The sequence below is a fragment of the Escherichia sp. XD33 genome (assembly GCF_019375075.1).
In the GTDB taxonomy this organism is placed as follows: Bacteria; Pseudomonadota; Gammaproteobacteria; order Enterobacterales; family Enterobacteriaceae; genus Enterobacter; species Enterobacter flexneri_A.
In genome coordinates this window covers 33584-51464 of the sequence record NZ_JAENDM010000031.1, presented here as the reverse complement: position 1 = coordinate 51464, position 17881 = coordinate 33584, and the positions used below count along the sequence as shown (strand labels likewise).

Here is a 17881-nt window from a genome sequence, read left to right as displayed (position 1 = left end):
GTTTCTCCGGTCCTAAGACATCAATCATCTGCTCTCCAATGACTAGTCTAAAAACTAGTATTAAGACTATCACTTATTTAAGTGATATTGGTTGTCTGGAGATTCAGGGGGCCAGTCTACCCAGTAAGTATTACGAGCCAAACTTACGTATGTATTTAACCTTAATGATTCAAGATACTGGTTAAACGTGACAATATAACTCTCTTTTTCATTCTGATAATTCGTGTAATGGTTAGTGTCATTGATATATTCATTCATTGTCACAAAGTTTTTATCAGAGAAACGGTAACCAGCGAAAGTGAGCTGGCTACCGGTAGATTCAAAACGTTTTGAATAGTTAGCGCGGTAGCTATAACCCGTTTCTTTATCCTGATTATGCAACTGAGCATCAGATCGTGTGACATCAAAAGATAATGAACCTAATGAGTTAAGGTTAAAACCAACGCCGGCAGCCAGAGATTGATAATCACGGTTTGTTAAAACTGAACCACCATACAGGGATACATTGTTCAGCCAACCCCATGAGAATTCACCAGTCCAGAAGAAGGGTTGTTGTAAGGAATCACCACCAACGCTGGTCGGTTTACCCATAGCAGTGGTGTAGCGAATCTGCCCTTTACGCGTCAGATAAGGAATACTATTAGATGCAACTTGCCATTGCGTAACGCGTCCGTCCTCTTCTTCAACCTTGACGTCAAGTTGCCCCTGTAATGTATTGAATAAATTGGTAATAGCAAATGGGCCTGGAGGAACATTTTCTTGATAAATAATACGGTTGTTCTGTGAGACAGTGACCTTTGCATTCGTTTGTGCGACACCCGTGATTTGCGGTGCGTAACCACGTAGGTCTGGCGGTAACATATTCTCATCGCTTTTCAACGAAATGCCAGAAAAATGGAAAGAGTCGAAAATAGAGGATTCAGTATCGTATTGACCTATAGTTAGTTTTGCATTCATTGCTGGGATTGGGCGAAACAAATAAATACGCGGAAAATCCAGGTTGGTCGCCTGGCTTTTGCCATTGTTAAATGACTGATCGTACTGGTAATCAGTACGCAGGCGCCAGGCCCCAAGATTAACCCCAGCCTGCCCATAGGAACTTATATTTTGCGAATTATCGCCCTGATGTGGTGCATAATGAGAGGCATATAAATTGTAGTCAAGAAATGCCCCAGCAATACCATGATTCCAAAGTTCAGGAGGCGTCCAGTTTGCATCTTTGTATTTTAACCATGCCTGAGGTGCAGATATGGATAATTGCATTTTCCCTTTATCGAGATAAGTTGTAATTTGTTTTTCTTTTTCGATAGGGTAACAACCATCGATCAGGTTTTGCTGAGTTTTTTCAATAAATTCATCAGTAAATCCTAATAATGTTAATTGCTCTGGTGTCACGCAAACTGCAGTTTGGTTATCAATTAATACCCATTGGAGGTCAAGGTGGATTGGCGTCCTCTTATTATTAATCAGAGTGCTTAGTGAATATTTGCCGACGGGTAATTGGCCATCAGTTTCAAATTGGGAAAGGTTAACGTTTTCACGATCTTCGGCTTCGATTAAATCTTTGTTGAATTCAACGGCATAAGCTGACGCACAACCAATGATGATAACGGATAATGAACAATAAATATTTTTAATCAATTCGCTTATTGTGGTTAATTTTAATTTTTTATACATCTGATCCACTTATCATTAATCCGTTAATGATGTGGCCGGGCGAACCCGGCCAAATGCGATTACTCGTAAGCAATCTTGTAGTCAGCCTGAGCGTAAACGTTGCCCGGGGTGGCATCTTTGCTTGGGGATTCCATACGAGCTTTGAAATTCAGTTCCTGATAGCTGTTGGTATTGTTGAACGTAATTACTACCGGAGTACCTAAAGTTACTTCGCCGCTCTGGCTGTCCAGAATACGTACGCCAACGCCAGTGGCGCCGCCGATTTCAGTTTCTTTGGTATTTTTCAGAAGATCAGACTGACCCGTCATGGTATTTGCTGTAGTGAAAGTAACCTTCGCTTTTGAATAAGTAGTTCCACCCTGACTCAGCATGCAGTCCTGCAGGTGAATAGTGAAAGGTTCAGCCAAAGATTTCTGATCGCTTTTCAGTACGGTATCTGCTACTTCACCCAGATTTACAGTTAAATCTTCGTCACCTGGTTTAATAGAACATGGAGCAGAGATAACTTCACCTTTAAATTTAACAATACCGTGACCTTCATCAGCAAACACGTTATTGGAAAGAATCATTGCTACGCCAGCAACAAGAAGTGACTTTTTAAAAGCGGACATAATATTCCTTTATATAAAGATAAGTAGAAAAGAGAATGATTAGTAACTGTTATTTAAGGACTACTAATCATTGAAATATGATATTTTATTTTGTGTTTTTTATAAAATTAGTTTATCTAAATATCGATTAAGTAAAACTTAAAAAATACATTGCAATTATACTTTCAATTGTACTCATTCATTTTTGTGATGGTTTTCTGAATGGGATTACGCGATAAGGTAATAGAAAGCACTATAAATTAGAGGATTAATTCATAATTTACAGTGCATTAAAGACGAATGTTTACAGCGTTGGGGGGAGAGTCTCTGGATCTGGCTGCTTTTTGATCTCAGTACTGCGATTTTCCAGTTCGCTGATTCTTTGTTCAAGCAGCGCCAGTTTTTCACGAGTCCGTAACAGGACTTGCGTTTGGACGTCGAACTCTTCACGGCTTACAAGGTCGAGGCGCGTCAGCTGCGCTTGTAGGGTTTGGCGGATTTTTTTCTCCACATCTTCCCCGAACTCCCTGATTCCTTTAGGCATTGATTCGTGAACCTGGCGAGCGATTTGCTCAATTTTTTTCGGGTCAATCATTGTAGTTTCCCTGTACTGATAGGTGTTGAGTGCCATTGTAGTGCGATAAGGGTAAGTCATAAACCAGAATTATGTGAAGCTATGCGTTGCTGCCGCTAATCATTAGCGTTATAGTGAATCCGCTTATTCTCAGGGCGGGGCGAAATTCCCCACCGGCGGTAAATCAACTCAGTTGAAAGCCCGCGAGCGCTTTGGGTGCGAACTCAAAGGACAGCAGATCCGGTGTAATTCCGGGGCCGACGGTTAGAGTCCGGATGGGAGAGAGTAACGATTCTGTCGGGCATGGACCCGCTCACGTTATTTTGGCTATATGCCGCCACTCCTAAGACTGCCCTGATTCTGGTAACCATAATTTTAGTGAGGTTTTTTTACCATGAATCAGACGCTACTTTCCTCTTTTGGTACGCCTTTCGAACGTGTTGAAAATGCACTGGCTGCGCTGCGTGAAGGACGCGGTGTAATGGTGCTTGATGATGAAGACCGTGAAAACGAAGGTGATATGATCTTCCCGGCAGAAACCATGACTGTTGAGCAGATGGCGCTGACCATTCGCCACGGTAGCGGTATTGTTTGCCTGTGCATTACTGAAGATCGCCGTAAACAACTCGATCTGCCAATGATGGTAGAAAATAACACCAGCGCCTATGGCACCGGTTTTACCGTGACCATTGAAGCAGCTGAAGGTGTGACTACCGGTGTTTCTGCCGCTGACCGTATTACGACCGTTCGCGCAGCGATTGCCGATGGCGCAAAACCGTCAGATCTGAATCGTCCTGGCCACGTTTTCCCACTTCGCGCTCAGGCAGGTGGTGTACTGACGCGTGGCGGTCATACTGAAGCAACTATTGATCTGATGACGCTGGCAGGCTTTAAACCGGCTGGTGTACTGTGTGAGCTGACTAATGACGATGGCACGATGGCGCGTGCACCAGAGTGTATTGAGTTTGCCAATAAACACAATATGGCGCTCGTGACTATTGAAGACCTGGTGGCATACCGTCAGGCACATGAGCGTAAAGCCAGCTGAAAACCGCTGCTTAATTTACTGCCTTAATCAAGAAACCGAAGTTGTAGCAGGCTTCGGTTTTTATTTTTCCCTGCTATGCAAGATGTTAATTCCGCTTCTCTTTCTATGAGAAAATTTCATTAATATCAGGCATTCTTTTTCATTATGATCAAAATCATATAATTGTTCCGTTATTATGCGACCATATGAATATATCCGAAAAAGGATATGTGAAATTTATACGCTAAATGTTTAGTATTGTTAAATATTAAGGGTAAAAGGATGTTTATCGCCTGGTACTGGATTGTATTGATTGCTCTGGTTGTGGTGGGTTATTTCCTGCATTTGAAACGTTATTGTCGGGCGTTTCGCCAGGACAGAGACGCACTGCTTGAAGCGCGGAACAAATACTTAAACAGTACGAGAGAAGAGACAGCCGAAAAGGTAGAATAAGGCTTTCGTGAAGCTGGCAGAAGTTGTCCATGCGCTGGACAACTTCTGATGTTGTTTTTAACCAATTCCCGCCGTTTGTAGCAGCACTAAACTGAATCCCATCACTGACATTCCACATAGTACGCCATAGCTGGGGTTATTATTAGGGTCAATCTCTTTGGCGAGCGGCATTAATTCATCAACCGAGAGCGCCACCATAATTCCTGCAACCGCCGCCATGATTGCCGCCATGACCACCGGGGAAATCATGCTACCGAGGATTAACCACGCCAGCACACCACCAAGAATTTCTGCTAGTCCAGAAATCCCCGCCCACAGAATCGCGGTGCGTTTAGACCCCGTTGCCGCATAAACCGGGCCTGCCACTGCCAGACCTTCAGGGATATTGTGCAACGCGACGGCCAGTGCGATGCCAAATCCCAGCTCCAGGTTGCTGCTCGCCGTGACAAAGGTGGCAATCCCTTCCGGGAAGTTATGCAGACTGATGCCGAGAGTGAGCAGAATGGCTGTGCGCTTGATCGATTTTGGCAACGGCTGCACCGATTTTTGCATTAAATCCTGCGGATGAGCATGTGGCAACATGCGGTCCAGGCCAAAATAGCCAAGCAGACCGAAGATAAACATTCCATAACCCAACACAGGCGACATTCCTTCAGCTGCTAGTGCGGCAGGAAGCATTTCCATTAATGAGATGAGCAACATGATCCCCGCCGCAAAACCTAGCGAAAACGCCAGTAAGCGGTTCGAGGGTTTTTGCCCGAGAACGCCGAGAAACGCGCCAATAAACGTGGCTGCCCCCGCCAGTATGGTCAGAATGAGAGGTACTGACATCGACAACTCCTTATAAATCTTCACCTTCAGGCAGATCGTCAAAATAACTGATGATCATCATCATTGTTATCCGGGTTCTTACTCCGCCGAACAAGCGTATTGTGAGGATATCAAAATGACACCTTTAGTTAAGGATATCATCATGTCTTCAACACGTATGCCAGCATTGTTTTTAGGTCACGGTAGTCCGATGAACGTGCTGGAAGATAATTTGTATACCCGCAGCTGGCAGAAGTTGGGGATGACATTGCCACGCCCGCAAGCGATTGTGGTGGTTTCGGCTCACTGGTTTACCCGTGGAACAGGAGTGACCGCGATGGAGACGCCGCCCACGATTCATGACTTTGGTGGCTTCCCGCAGGCGCTGTACGATACGCATTATCCTGCTCCGGGTTCGCCTGCGCTGGCACAGCGTCTGGTTGAGCTGTTAGCGCCGATCCCGGTGACGCTGGATAAAGAAGCCTGGGGCTTTGACCACGGCTCGTGGGGCGTGCTGATTAAGATGTATCCTGACGCTGATATCCCGATGGTGCAGTTGAGTATCGACAGTAGCAAACCTGCCGCCTGGCATTTCGAAATGGGGCGCAAACTGGCAGCGCTGCGAGATGAAGGAATAATGTTGGTCGCCAGCGGTAACGTGGTGCATAACCTGCGCACAGTGAAGTGGCACGGTGATAGTTCACCGTATCCGTGGGCGACGTCGTTTAATGAGTATGTGAAAGCGAATCTGACGTGGCAAGGGCCAGTGGAACAACATCCTCTGGTGAATTACCTCGACCATGAAGGTGGCACGTTATCGAACCCAACGCCAGAGCATTATTTGCCGTTGTTGTATGTGTTAGGTGCGTGGGATGGGCAGGAGCCAATTACCATTCCGGTTGAGGGTATAGAAATGGGCAGCCTGAGTATGCTGTCGGTGCAGATAGGCTAACAATTACCGGATGGCGAGTGCCATCCGGTATCGTGGCTTATTCAACAAAAATATGTGGATAAAACCGAGACATATCCTGGGTGATCAATGCACGGTCTTCACGAATGCCAATTCCGGCGGGTTGATCGTTCACCAGCCAGCTACCAATCAGCATATAGCTGTCGCCGAATTTCGGTAACGGGTGGAATTGCTGAACAATCATCCCTTCTTCGCCATACGGACCTTCCGCTGCTTCAATGGTTTTGCCGTTCTCAATGATCGACACGTTTGCGCCTTCACGGGAGAAGATCGGTTTAACCACATATTTTTCCATTTGCGGATGATCATCTTCCGCAAAATAAGCGGGCAGCAGGTTCGGGTGATTCGGGAACATCTCCCACAGTAGCGGTAGAAGTGCCTTGTTGGAGATAATGCTCTTCCACGCCGGTTCCAGCCAGCGTACGCCTGCATCCTCCAGCTTGGTTGAGAACATCTCACGCAACATAAATTCCCACGGATACAGTTTGAACAGGTTGGAAATTACCTGATCCTGTAAATCCGTGAACTGACCTTTTTCACCTAACCCGATATCATCGATGTAGAGGAACTCAGTAGCAATTTCAGCTTCCGTTGCGCAGTCCTGCAAATACTGAATGGTTCCGCGATCTTCCACCGTGTCGCGACAGCAGGTGAGATGCAGCAACTGGAAGCCATACTGTTCACGCAGCTCAACGAAGCGATCGATCAGTTTTTCTTGCAGACTGTTAAACTGGTCGCTGCCCTCCGGCAAGTTACCGGCGTTAAGCTGATCTTCCAGCCAGATCCACTGAAAGAACGCCGCCTCGTATAGTGACGTTGGCGTATCGGCGTTATTTTCCAGAAGTTTAGGTTCACCAGTGCCATCCCACGCCAGATCAAGACGCGAATAAAGCGATGGCTGGTGCGTCAGCCATGACTGGCGCACAAAACTCCAGGTGTGTTTTGGAATGCGGAATTTGGTCATCAGCTCATCGCTGGCGATCACTTTTTCCACCACTTTCAGGCACATCTGGTGCAGTTCGGCGGTGACTTCTTCCAGCTTTTCAACCTGGGCGAGGGTCAACTTGTAGTAAGCATCTTCACACCAGTACGGCTCGCCGTACATGGTGTGAAAATTGAAACCGTATTCGTGGGCTTTCTCACGCCAGTCCGGGCGCTCGGTAATACTGACTCTTTCCATCGGTATCAGCCACCCATTGAACGAGAAGAGGTACCGGTTGCACTACGCTGCATAGTGCTTTGTTTGGCAACAGATTCACCAAAACCGCCACGGGTAACGGTAGTGGTGGTCGCCGGTTTTGGTGCCATTGCCGTCTTCGGTACGGTCATGGTGCGGCCTGGCTGGGCTGCGCCATAGTTTTTACCCGTCGCGTCGGTATATTTACCGTAAGCCGGACTGGCTGGGTTTTTCGAGGAGAACAGCGGCTGCTGTGCAAATCCCGCGCCGCCGCCCATCAGACGCCCCATCATGTAACCGGCCATCAGCGGCATCCAGAAACTCCCGCTGGATTGCTGGGCCTGCGCCTGGTTTTCTGGTGCCATGCCAGCCTGGGCTGGTGCCTGCTGGCACTGACCTTCACCAAATTCAGCAACACAGTCTTCACGGGTGGCGTATTTCGGCGCAGTACGTTCGGCTTCTTTCAGCGCATTGTTGTACGCGGTGGTACATTCGGCGCTTTTGCCTGGGTTTGCAGCTGAACAGTCGTCAGCATTTTGATAGAGAGACACTGTTTCATCACTCTTTTCACAGCCAGCCAGCATAAAAACAGTGGCAACCGCGAGAGCGACTGGTGTCAGATGGCGTGCGCTCCAGTTTTTGCGGAACGATGCGTGGCGTATGGATTTTGTCCGTTTCATTTTTGTCTTCCGGGACCAGTGGTAAATACCCATCAGAATAGAGGATGGCTGGTCGAAATTGAAGCGAGAAGGGGGAAGAATGCGGCAGATAACCCGTATCTTTACGTTGCCTTACGTTCAGACGGGGCCGAAGCCCCGTCGTCGTCATCAGTTACGGAAAGGGTTATGACCGTTACTGGTGGTAGTGCGTGCGGATGTTTGCTGAACGACTGGTGCCGGGCTATCAGGCGCATAACCATCAGCAATAGCATTCTGTTCCGGCGTTTGCGGTGCAACGTTTTCCGGATTAGTGGAAACCGGTTTGCTCAGCGCATTGTTCAGTGCCAGCAGATCCTGCTCGTTCAACGTACCCAGAGCTGACTTAATATTCAGCTGATTAATCAGGTAGTTATAACGCGCATTCGCCAGCTCTTGCTTGGCGTTGTACAACGTGGTGGTCGCATCCAACACATCAACAATGGTACGCGTACCGACCGAGTAGCCCGCTTCCATCGCGTCTAATGAGCTTTGAGCGGAAACTACGGCTTGTTTGTAGGCGTTAATGCTACTGATAGATGCATTAATGTTGTTGAAGGAGGAACGCACGGTCTGCACGACGCTACGATGGGCACTTTCCAGTTGCTCGCTGGCACCGACAAAGTTGTACTGTGCCTGTTTCACCTGCGAGTTAACCATTCCGCCCTGATAAATCGGCAGCGAGAAGCTCAGGCCAACTTTGTTCTGGCCCATATTGCTATCGTCATACTGGGTACCAGCGGCACCACGGGTTTTCGAACCGCTATAAGAGGTGTCAGAAATCCCGGTAGAAGCCGTTAAATCCAGAGTCGGTAAGTGACCATCCTGCGCCTGGCGAATTTGCTCGCGCGCCAGGTCCTGGCTCAAGCGTGCCTGTAACAGCGACAGGTTGCGTTTTTCGGCTTCTTTCAGCAGCGCGTTAACCGGCTGTGGTTTGTCGGTTTTAAAGTTTTCGACATTCAGCGCAGCCAGTTCCGGATAGTAGTTACCGGTGATCTGGCGCAGCTGCTCTACCGCGTTATCAAGGTTATTACGTGCGGTCACTTCGTTCGCCAGCACGGTATCGTACTGTGCGCGGGCGTTCTGCACGTCGGTGATCGCTACCAGGCCCACGTTAAAACGTTGGGTGGTTTGATCTAATTGACGGTAGATCGCTTCTTTTTGTGCCTGTGTATAGGAAAGAACGTCAATAGCATTCAACACGTTGAAATAAGCGGTCGCGGTGTTGAGGATCAAGGTTTGCTGATCGGTCTGATACGTGACGTCCTGAATCCCTGCTGCTTTTTCCTGCAGCGTTAACGCACGCCATTTCGACATATCAAAAATGGATTGAGTTAACTGCAAGGACGCACTGGTCGCGTTAGAGTTGATGCCGTTCGCGTCGCGGTAGCCGTTGCTATAGGTGTAATCTGCACCTAAACCTAGCTGTGGCAGTAATGGACTGCGCGCTTCATTAATTTTTTCAAAGGCAGCATCACGATCGGCGGCAGACTTACGCAATTCCGGGTTACTAAGGCGTGCTTGCTGATAAACTTGCATCAGGTTCTCGGCCTGGCTCAACGAACTGAACCCAGAAAGGCTCAGGCCGATAAGAATGGGGAGCAATTTCTTCATTTGCATTCCTTGTGGTGAAGCAGTATTTAGCGCGATCAAACTGTAAAATTATTGCGGATTCTAGCAGAAGCCGCTACCGCAAAAGGTTGGCGTTACGTGCCATAGGGCGTTAATGTGCCTCAATTTAACACATGACTGCTCAAACGGCAGTCAAACGTCGCTGAAATTCACATTTAATTCACTATTAGTGCCAGGACATTAACAATGCTTAAGCCAGACAACCTGCCCGTTACATTTGGCAAAAACGATGTAGAAATTATTGCACGAGAAACACTTTATCGCGGCTTTTTTTCATTAGATCTTTATAGATTTCGTCATCGTCTATTCAACGGGCAAATGAGTCATGAGGTGCGGCGGGAAATTTTTGAGCGCGGTCACGCCGCAGTCTTGCTACCCTTTGACCCAGTGCGTGATGAAGTTGTGCTGATTGAGCAGATTCGGATTGCCGCGTACGACACCAGCGAAACCCCTTGGCTACTGGAGATGGTTGCCGGGATGATTGAAGAGGGTGAAAGTGTGGAAGATGTTGCCCGTCGCGAAGCGATTGAAGAGGCGGGACTGATAGTCAAACGGACCAAACCGGTGTTAAGTTTCCTGGCAAGCCCGGGGGGCACCAGTGAGCGTTCGTCAATTATGGTGGGCGAAGTGGACGCCACGACCGCAAGCGGTATTCACGGTCTGGCTGATGAAAACGAAGATATTCGCGTTCATGTGGTAAGCCGGGAACAGGCATACCAGTGGGTAGAAGAGGGGAAAATCGACAACGCAGCGTCGGTCATCGCTTTGCAATGGCTGCAGCTGCATCATCAAGCGTTAAAAAATGAGTGGGCATAAATGAAGCGTTACACACCTGACTTTCCTGAAATGATGCGCCTGTGCGAGATGAACTTTTCACAATTGCGCCGTTTGTTACCGCGCAATGACGCACCCGGCGAAACTGTAAGCTATCAGGTGGCAAACGCACAATATCGGCTGACGATTGTGGAATCGACCCGATACACTACCCTGGTGACAATAGAACAGACTGCGCCCGCGATCAGTTACTGGAGCCTTCCGTCAATGACGGTGCGTCTGTATCATGACGCGATGGTGGCTGAAGTGTGTTCAAGCCAGCAGATTTTTCGCTTCAAAGCGCGGTATGATTATCCTAATAAAAAGTTGCATCAACGCGACGAAAAGCATCAAATTAATCAGTTTTTAGCGGACTGGTTGCGATACTGTTTAGCACATGGAGCGATGGCGATTCCGGTTTATTAGCGTCGTGAAACCTAAGGACACCATTTGGAAAGCCTGTTAACCCTTCCTCTGGCTGGTGAGGCCAGAGTCAGGATTTTACAAATTACCGACACTCACCTGTTTGCACAAAAGCACGAAGCCCTGTTAGGGGTAAACACCTGGGAGAGTTACCAGGCGGTGCTGGAGGCGATTCGGCCACACCAGCACGAATTCGACCTGATTGTCGCGACAGGTGATTTAGCGCAGGATCAATCCTCTGCGGCCTATCAGCATTTCGCTGAAGGCATCGCAAGTTTTCGTGCGCCCTGCGTCTGGCTGCCGGGCAACCACGATTTCCAGCCCGCGATGTACAGCGCGTTACAGGATGCGGGTATCTCCCCGGCGAAGCGCGTGTTTATTGGTGAGCAATGGCAAATCCTGTTGCTGGATAGCCAGGTGTTTGGCGTGCCGCACGGTGAGCTGAGCGAGTTTCAGCTTGAGTGGCTGGAACGTAAACTGGCCGATGCGCCAGAACGCCATACGTTGCTGCTGCTGCATCATCATCCGCTACCTGCGGGTTGTAGTTGGCTCGATCAACACAGTCTGCGTAACGCGGGCGAACTGGATACCGTGCTGGCGAAGTTTCCGCACGTCAAATACTTGCTGTGCGGTCATATTCATCAGGAGCTGGATCTCGACTGGAACGGTCGCCGCCTGCTGGCAACGCCGTCGACCTGTGTGCAGTTTAAGCCGCACTGTTCCAACTTTACGCTGGACACCATCGCGCCCGGCTGGCGTACTCTCGAGTTACATGCTGATGGCACGCTGACCACCGAGGTGCATCGCCTGGCGGACACACGTTTCCAACCTGATACCGCTTCAGAAGGCTACTGATGTCTACGCTTCTTTATTTACACGGTTTCAACAGCTCGCCGCGCTCTGCAAAAGCGAGCTTGTTAAAAAACTGGCTGGCGGAACATCACCCTGACGTTGAGATGATCATTCCGCAGTTGCCGCCGTATCCTTCCGACGCGGCAGAACTGCTGGAATCCATTGTCCTGGAACATGGCGGCGATTCGCTGGGTATTGTCGGTTCGTCACTGGGGGGATATTACGCCACCTGGTTGTCGCAATGTTTTATGCTGCCCGCAGTGGTGGTAAACCCGGCGGTACGCCCGTTTGAACTGCTGACGGACTATCTCGGTCAGAACGAGAACCCCTACACCGGGCAGCAATATGTGCTAGAGTCACGCCATATTTACGATCTCAAAGTCATGCAGATTGACCCGCTGGAAGCGCCGGATTTGATCTGGCTGCTGCAACAGACGGGAGATGAAGTGCTGGATTACCGCCAGGCGGTGGCGTACTACGCTTCCTGCCGCCAGACTGTCATAGAAGGCGGCAACCACGCATTCACGGGCTTCGAAGATTATTTCAACCCGATCGTCGATTTTCTTGGTCTGCACCATCTCTGACGATCAACTCGAATTGCTAACTTAAACCATGACGCAAACTTATAACGCTGATGCCATTGAGGTACTCACCGGGCTTGAGCCGGTTCGCCGCCGTCCGGGGATGTATACCGATACCACTCGCCCTAACCATTTGGGGCAAGAAGTTATTGATAACAGTGTCGATGAAGCACTGGCGGGTCACGCAAAACGCGTGGACGTAATCTTACATGCTGACCAGTCGTTAGAAGTGATTGACGATGGGCGCGGGATGCCGGTGGATATTCACCCGGAAGAGGGTGTACCGGCGGTTGAACTGATTCTTTGCCGTTTGCACGCGGGCGGTAAATTCTCTAACAAAAATTACCAGTTCTCTGGCGGCCTGCATGGCGTGGGGATTTCGGTGGTTAACGCCCTGTCGAAGCGCGTTGAAGTTAACGTGCGCCGCGATGGTCAGGTTTATAACATCGCCTTTGAAAATGGCGAAAAGGTGCAGGATTTACAGGTTGTCGGCACTTGCGGTAAACGCAATACCGGTACCAGCGTGCACTTCTGGCCGGATGAAACCTTCTTTGACAGCCCGCGATTTTCTGTTTCACGCCTGACGCATGTGCTGAAAGCCAAAGCGGTACTGTGCCCCGGCGTTGAGATTACCTTTAAAGATGAGATCAACAACACCGAACAGCGCTGGTGCTATCAGGACGGTCTGAATGATTACCTGGCGGAAGCGGTAAACGGTTTACCGACGCTGCCAGAAAAACCGTTTATCGGTAATTTCGCTGGTGATACTGAAGCTGTGGACTGGGCGCTACTGTGGCTGCCGGAAGGCGGTGAACTGCTGACCGAAAGCTACGTCAACCTTATCCCAACGATGCAGGGCGGTACGCACGTTAACGGTCTGCGTCAGGGCCTGTTGGACGCGATGCGTGAGTTCTGTGAATACCGCAACATTCTGCCGCGCGGTGTAAAGTTGTCGGCGGAAGATATCTGGGATCGCTGCGCCTATGTGCTGTCAGTAAAAATGCAGGATCCGCAGTTTGCCGGGCAGACCAAAGAGCGTCTCTCTTCGCGTCAGTGCGCGGCATTCGTTTCTGGCGTGGTGAAAGATGCCTTTATCCTGTGGCTGAACCAGAACGTTCAGGCGGCGGAGTTGCTGGCAGAGATGGCGATTTCCAGCGCCCAGCGTCGTATGCGTGCGGCTAAGAAAGTGGTGCGTAAAAAGCTGACCAGCGGCCCGGCGTTGCCTGGCAAACTGGCTGACTGTACCGCGCAGGATCTTAACCGTACCGAACTGTTCTTTGTGGAAGGTGACTCTGCAGGCGGATCTGCCAAGCAGGCGCGCGATCGCGAATATCAGGCGATCATGCCACTGAAAGGTAAGATCCTTAACACCTGGGAAGTTTCTTCCGACGAAGTGCTGGCCTCGCAGGAAGTGCATGATATTTCGGTAGCGATCGGTATCGATCCTGACAGCGACGATCTGAGCCAGCTTCGTTATGGCAAAATCTGTATCCTCGCGGATGCGGACTCTGATGGTCTGCACATTGCCACGCTGCTCTGCGCTTTGTTCGTAAAACATTTCCGCGCGTTGGTGAAACACGGTCACGTTTACGTCGCACTGCCACCGCTCTACCGTATTGATCTCGGGAAAGAGGTTTATTACGCGCTGACGGAAGAAGAGAAAGAGGGCGTACTTGAGCAATTAAAACGCAAGAAAGGCAAGCCGAACGTCCAGCGTTTTAAAGGTCTGGGGGAAATGAACCCGATGCAATTGCGCGAAACCACGCTTGATCCGAACACTCGCCGTCTGGTGCAGTTGACTATCGATGATGAAGACGATCAGCGTACTGACGCGATGATGGATATGCTGCTGGCGAAGAAACGCTCGGAAGATCGCCGCAACTGGTTGCAAGAGAAAGGCGACATGGCGGAGATTGAGGTTTAAAGGAAAGAACATTGCCCGGTCAGGATGGCCGGGCAAACAAGGCAGGATTAAATCCCTGGCTGCAGAATACGGATATTCATCTCCAGCACGTCACCTTTTACGGCTTCGCTATACGCCTTCATGTGCGGGGTTTGCAGATGCGCTTCAAGATGCGCGATGCTTTCCCACTGCTCAATCATCACGATAGAATCCGGTGCCATAGACTGGAAACTCACGCCAGCTGCGCAATCCACCATTGGCGCATAGCCGTGGCAACCTTCTTCTTTCAGTACGGTTGGAACGATTTTAGTAAACTGATCCAATACCGCCTGACGGTGATGTTGACCAGGACGAGTACGGATTTCTGCGATTACGGTAAGCATGGTTAACTCCTTCTAAAGCCTGAGCTCTAGTTAACCAAAAATTTCCACAAGATGCTTGCGATATTCTTCAGTATAGCGGGGAACATCAGGCATTTTTATCACGTCATTAGCGATAAATGTCGGCAGCGGCTCCATACCGAGGAATTGGTTTGCTTTATGGAACGGCAGATACACACCGTCAACGCCAACGCCGTGGAAGAACTGATCTTTTTCGGTGAAGGCTTCCATTGGTGCGTTCCAGGTCAGAGAAAGCATATATTTTTTGCCCTGTACCAGGCCGCCGGAACCGTATTTTTTCGACGGATCTTTGCGGGTACGACCATCGCTGGCATACAGCGTCCCGTGACCTTCGGTGAATACATCATCAATGTATTTTTTCACTGTCCACGGCGCGCCCATCCACCAGCCTGGCATCTGCCAGATCACCACATCAGCCCAGAGAAAGTTTTGTACTTCCGCTTTGACATCGTAGTCGCTGTCGGCGCGAACGATGCGAACATCATGCCCGAGGTCGCGCAGTGTGCCATCCGCGACTTCGGTCAGGGTGTCGTTCAGTTGACCATTGGAGTGGGCGAATTTTTTCGCGCCGTTGATAATCAGGATGTTGCTCATTTTTTAACCTCAAAGTGAGACGTTTGCCGACTATAGTACGTCACAGAGCGGTACGGTGAAATTAGCAAAATGTGCAAAGTCTTTTGCGAATTTAGCAAAAGTCTGATCTAGCTCTGACTCACCGATGCAGGATAAATATTTTCTGAAAATGACAATACTGATAGCCATTCCTCATAATTCTTACTCGCACCGGAATAATTTACACGTTTGGTTCGGTTTTTTTGGGGATTGAAAATATGGCTTTGAATAAGTAAAAGATGAAAGTATCAACGTGTCATGTTGATAATTATAAATGGATTTTTATGAGCGTACTGATATATGTTAAAGCAGAAAATTAAAACAATATTTGAAGCATTGCTATATATAATGCTTACTTATTGGTTAATAGATTCTTTTTTTGCTTTCAATAAGTATGACTGGATGCTTGAGTCGGGAGGAAATATTTGCAGTATACCTTCCGTTTCAGGCGAAGATCGTATATTGCAAGCAATGATTGCAGCATTTTTTCTTCTTACGCCACTTATTATTCTTATCTTAAGAAAACTCTTTATGCGGGAAATGTTCGAGTTTTGGGTATATGTATTCTCGCTCGGTATTTGTCTGGTTTGTGGTTGGTGGCTTTTTTGGGGACGGTTTATATTTTGCTATTAGTAAAATCTATGAGAGTCGTTTTAACGGCTCTCATAGACAGAGAAGTTACCAGCTTACCTTCGCCTCAAATCCACCTTGTTCCGCATTCCCAAATTCAACATTCATGCCATGCAATTTGGCGATTCGCTGGACAATCGATAGCCCAAGCCCGCTGCCGGTAGCGGTTTGTCCGGGTGGGCGATAGAAGCGTTCGCCAATTCGCGCCAGTGCCTCTGGTGTCACACCGGGGCCGTTATCCCTCACGATGAAATTATCAGCATTCAGCGTGACGTCTACCACGCTGCCCTGTGGACTGTAGCGCACGGCGTTATCCAGCAAATTTCGCACCAACAAACTTAGCAATAGCGGTTGCCCGGTGCGTTTGATGCTGTGGGCATTGAGTGTCAGTCGCACGTCAATTTTCGCCTGCTGCGCCGTGTGGTAAATATCCATCACCGACGATTGCAGGAGATCTTCAAGCGGGATCTCCGCGACGTCCTGAAGGTTATCCAGTGAGTCCAGCCGCGATAGCGTGAGCAGTTGATCAACCAGACGAGTAGCGCGATCGATCCCGGAATGTAATTGGAGCAGTGCTTTTTTCCGCGCCTGCGGATCATCGTCAGAGAGCTGCGCAACTTCGGTTTGCACTTTCAGCGCCGTTAACGGGCTACGAAGTTCGTGAGCTGCGTCGGAGGTAAAGCGTCGTTCACGAATCATCATCGCATGTGTGCGGGCGAACAGTTGATTTAGCGACTCAACCAGTGGCCGCACTTCGCTGGGTACGCCAGTCGCGTTTAGTGGTTTTTCCGAGTCAGGGTCACGCATACGTAGTGCCAGCGCCAGTTTGTTCAGCGGCGCGAGTTCACGACCCAGTAGTACCATCATGATGATTAACATAATCGGCAGTGCGACCAGCCACGGGATCAATTGCCCGGCAACAATCGCCAGCGCCATGTCTTCACGGTATTCCCATTCCTGGCCAACAACGATGCGATATTTGCCATCAGGTGAGGTCATCCAGACAAAACGCCAAGGATCGTCTTCACCGACCAGTTGCCCGTCAGCAAAACCTTCCCGTTGATAGCTATAGGGAATATCTTCTCCGTTATCGCCATCATTAAGGACCATTCTGCCGTCGTGGGTAAAGATGGCAAAGGTCAGCGCATCGTCATCAACATGACCGTGTTTTAATCTATTTGGCGTCTGTGCCATGCGATCCGCCGCGTTGATTTCGTTGAGATCGAGCGTACTTAACCGCTTGGCAAACAGCATCAGTTGGGTGTCGAACAATTCATCGACGTTATCCGTTGTTTGTTTCCAGGCGACAAAGCTGGAAAGCAGCCAGGTCACCGAGGCCAGAATTAAAAAGATTAGCGTCAGCCTGACGCGCAGACTAAGACGTTGGGTAAATTTCATTTCTCACCTAATGTGTAGCCAATACCATGCACGGTACGAATAAAATCACTACCGAGTTTGCGTCGCAGATGATGCACATGCACTTCAACGGCATTACTGGTGACCTCTTCGTCCCAGGTATACAGTTTCTCTTCAATCAGTTTGCGCGGCAGTACCCGACCAGCGTTACGCATCAGTAATTCCAGCAGGGCAAATTCTTTTGGTTTCAGTGTTAAGGGTTCGCCAGCCAGCGTGGCGATACGTTTGCCGGGGTCGAGCATGACGTTACCGTGGCGCAGCTCGTTGCTGGCCTGGCCGTTGGTTCGGCGCATCAGAGCTTCCAGCCTGGCGGCGACTTCTATCAACGCAAAAGGTTTACACAGATAATCGTCAGCTCCCAGACGCAGCCCTTCTACACGTTCCGCCAGCGCATCGCGCGCGGTCAGGATCAGTACCGGCTCACGCTGACCTTTTTCTCGCCATTCGCGCAAAATATCGCGACCATCCATGCCTGGTAAGGTTAAATCCAGGATCACCGCATCATAAGGTGCGCTATAAAGCGCCTCTTTTCCCTGACGACCTTGTGTAAACCAGTCGACGCTAAAACCCATTTTACTAAGGCCCGTTTTGATGCCGTCGCCAATCAGCATGTCATCTTCTATCAGTAAAATTCGCATTTTTTCA

Annotated in this window: 19 protein-coding genes, 1 pseudogene and 1 riboswitch; of the genes and pseudogenes, 9 read left to right on the top strand and 11 right to left on the bottom strand. The window is 49.3% G+C overall.

Going from position 1 to position 17881, the window contains the following annotated elements:
* Nucleotides 1-120: 120 nt before the first annotated feature.
* The 3 genes and pseudogenes from K0778_RS17095 to ubiK all read right to left on the bottom strand — a co-directional run.
* A pseudogene (locus tag K0778_RS17095) lies at nt 121-1677 on the bottom strand (fimbria/pilus outer membrane usher protein); the annotation flags it as partial.
* 59 nt (nt 1678-1736) lie between these two features.
* Nucleotides 1737-2288, bottom strand: coding sequence for a fimbrial-like protein (locus K0778_RS17090; RefSeq protein ID WP_001272145.1), 552 nt, complete (start codon nt 2286-2288; stop codon nt 1737-1739).
* Nucleotides 2289-2571: 283 nt separating this feature from the next.
* Nucleotides 2572-2862: a ubiquinone biosynthesis accessory factor UbiK gene (gene ubiK, locus K0778_RS17085; RefSeq protein ID WP_001295626.1), complete on the bottom strand. Its 291-nt coding sequence runs from the start codon at nt 2860-2862 to the stop codon at nt 2572-2574.
* A 121-nt stretch (nt 2863-2983) separates the two neighbouring features.
* A riboswitch (FMN riboswitch) is annotated at nt 2984-3132 on the top strand.
* Nucleotides 3133-3235: 103 nt separating this feature from the next.
* Here ubiK and ribB point away from each other — a divergent pair.
* A complete protein-coding gene (gene ribB, locus K0778_RS17080; protein WP_001076997.1) occupies nt 3236-3889 on the top strand; it encodes a 3,4-dihydroxy-2-butanone-4-phosphate synthase in 654 nt (217 codons plus the stop codon).
* Between the two features lie 261 nt (nt 3890-4150).
* Nucleotides 4151-4321: a protein YqiD gene (yqiD, locus tag K0778_RS17075; RefSeq protein WP_000469266.1), complete on the top strand. Its 171-nt coding sequence runs from the start codon at nt 4151-4153 to the stop codon at nt 4319-4321.
* 57 nt (nt 4322-4378) lie between these two features.
* On the opposite strand, the gene zupT is transcribed toward yqiD, so the two are convergent.
* On the bottom strand, nt 4379-5152 hold the full coding sequence (gene zupT, locus K0778_RS17070; RefSeq protein ID WP_001295627.1) for a zinc transporter ZupT: 774 nt from the start codon (nt 5150-5152) through the stop codon (nt 4379-4381).
* Between the two features lie 142 nt (nt 5153-5294).
* On the opposite strand from zupT, the gene ygiD reads away from it, so the two are divergent.
* Nucleotides 5295-6083, top strand: a complete 789-nt coding sequence (ygiD, locus tag K0778_RS17065) for a 4,5-DOPA dioxygenase extradiol (RefSeq protein WP_001320780.1) — start codon at nt 5295-5297, stop codon at nt 6081-6083.
* Nucleotides 6084-6120: 37 nt separating this feature from the next.
* Here ygiD and K0778_RS17060 read toward each other — a convergent pair whose 3' ends face one another.
* From K0778_RS17060 to tolC, 3 genes are all read right to left on the bottom strand, one after another.
* A complete protein-coding gene (locus K0778_RS17060; protein WP_000442860.1) occupies nt 6121-7281 on the bottom strand; it encodes a glutathionylspermidine synthase family protein in 1161 nt (386 codons plus the stop codon).
* A gap of 5 nt (nt 7282-7286) precedes the next feature.
* Nucleotides 7287-7958, bottom strand: coding sequence for a DUF1190 family protein (locus K0778_RS17055; protein ID WP_000831543.1), 672 nt, complete (start codon nt 7956-7958; stop codon nt 7287-7289).
* Between the two features lie 147 nt (nt 7959-8105).
* Nucleotides 8106-9587: an outer membrane channel protein TolC gene (tolC, locus tag K0778_RS17050; RefSeq protein ID WP_000735278.1), complete on the bottom strand. Its 1482-nt coding sequence runs from the start codon at nt 9585-9587 to the stop codon at nt 8106-8108.
* Between the two features lie 204 nt (nt 9588-9791).
* Here tolC and nudF point away from each other — a divergent pair, with 204 nt between their 5' ends.
* Genes nudF through parE form a run of 5 tightly spaced genes read left to right on the top strand, consistent with a single transcriptional unit; the run spans nt 9792 to nt 14198 of the window.
* Nucleotides 9792-10421, top strand: a complete 630-nt coding sequence (nudF, locus tag K0778_RS17045) for an ADP-ribose diphosphatase (protein ID WP_000917117.1) — start codon at nt 9792-9794, stop codon at nt 10419-10421.
* Complete coding sequence (locus tag K0778_RS17040; protein ID WP_000833393.1) at nt 10422-10844, top strand: DUF1249 family protein; 423 nt, start codon at nt 10422-10424, stop codon at nt 10842-10844.
* A 24-nt stretch (nt 10845-10868) separates the two neighbouring features.
* The gene (gene cpdA / locus K0778_RS17035) at nt 10869-11696 is read left to right on the top strand and encodes a 3',5'-cyclic-AMP phosphodiesterase (RefSeq protein ID WP_000444747.1); all 828 of its coding nucleotides are present in this window, start codon (nt 10869-10871) and stop codon (nt 11694-11696) included.
* Nucleotides 11696-12277 carry an esterase YqiA gene (yqiA, locus tag K0778_RS17030; protein WP_000105733.1) on the top strand — a complete coding sequence of 194 codons (582 nt, stop codon included), beginning with the start codon at nt 11696-11698 and terminating at the stop codon, nt 12275-12277. The genes cpdA and yqiA overlap by 1 nt, the downstream gene beginning before the upstream one ends.
* Before the next feature lie 28 nt (nt 12278-12305).
* Nucleotides 12306-14198, top strand: a complete 1893-nt coding sequence (gene parE, locus K0778_RS17025) for a DNA topoisomerase IV subunit B (protein ID WP_001586263.1) — start codon at nt 12306-12308, stop codon at nt 14196-14198.
* A gap of 47 nt (nt 14199-14245) precedes the next feature.
* Here the strand turns inward: parE and K0778_RS17020 are convergent, their stop codons facing one another.
* Both K0778_RS17020 and mdaB read right to left on the bottom strand, forming a co-directional pair.
* Entirely contained in the window at nt 14246-14560 is a 315-nt protein-coding gene (locus K0778_RS17020) for a putative quinol monooxygenase (RefSeq protein WP_063084545.1), read from the bottom strand.
* A gap of 30 nt (nt 14561-14590) precedes the next feature.
* A complete protein-coding gene (mdaB, locus tag K0778_RS17015; protein ID WP_000065430.1) occupies nt 14591-15172 on the bottom strand; it encodes an NADPH:quinone oxidoreductase MdaB in 582 nt (193 codons plus the stop codon).
* 318 nt (nt 15173-15490) lie between these two features.
* Between mdaB and K0778_RS17010 the strand changes: the two genes are divergently transcribed.
* Complete coding sequence (locus K0778_RS17010; RefSeq protein WP_000917684.1) at nt 15491-15823, top strand: DUF2645 family protein; 333 nt, start codon at nt 15491-15493, stop codon at nt 15821-15823.
* 45 nt (nt 15824-15868) lie between these two features.
* Here the strand turns inward: K0778_RS17010 and qseC are convergent, their stop codons facing one another.
* Both qseC and qseB read right to left on the bottom strand, forming a co-directional pair.
* A complete protein-coding gene (gene qseC, locus K0778_RS17005; protein ID WP_063084546.1) occupies nt 15869-17218 on the bottom strand; it encodes a quorum sensing histidine kinase QseC in 1350 nt (449 codons plus the stop codon).
* Nucleotides 17215-17874: a quorum sensing response regulator transcription factor QseB gene (qseB, locus tag K0778_RS17000; RefSeq protein WP_001221493.1), complete on the bottom strand. Its 660-nt coding sequence runs from the start codon at nt 17872-17874 to the stop codon at nt 17215-17217. Before qseB ends, qseC begins: the two co-directional genes overlap by 4 nt.
* Nucleotides 17875-17881: the final 7 nt, after the last annotated feature.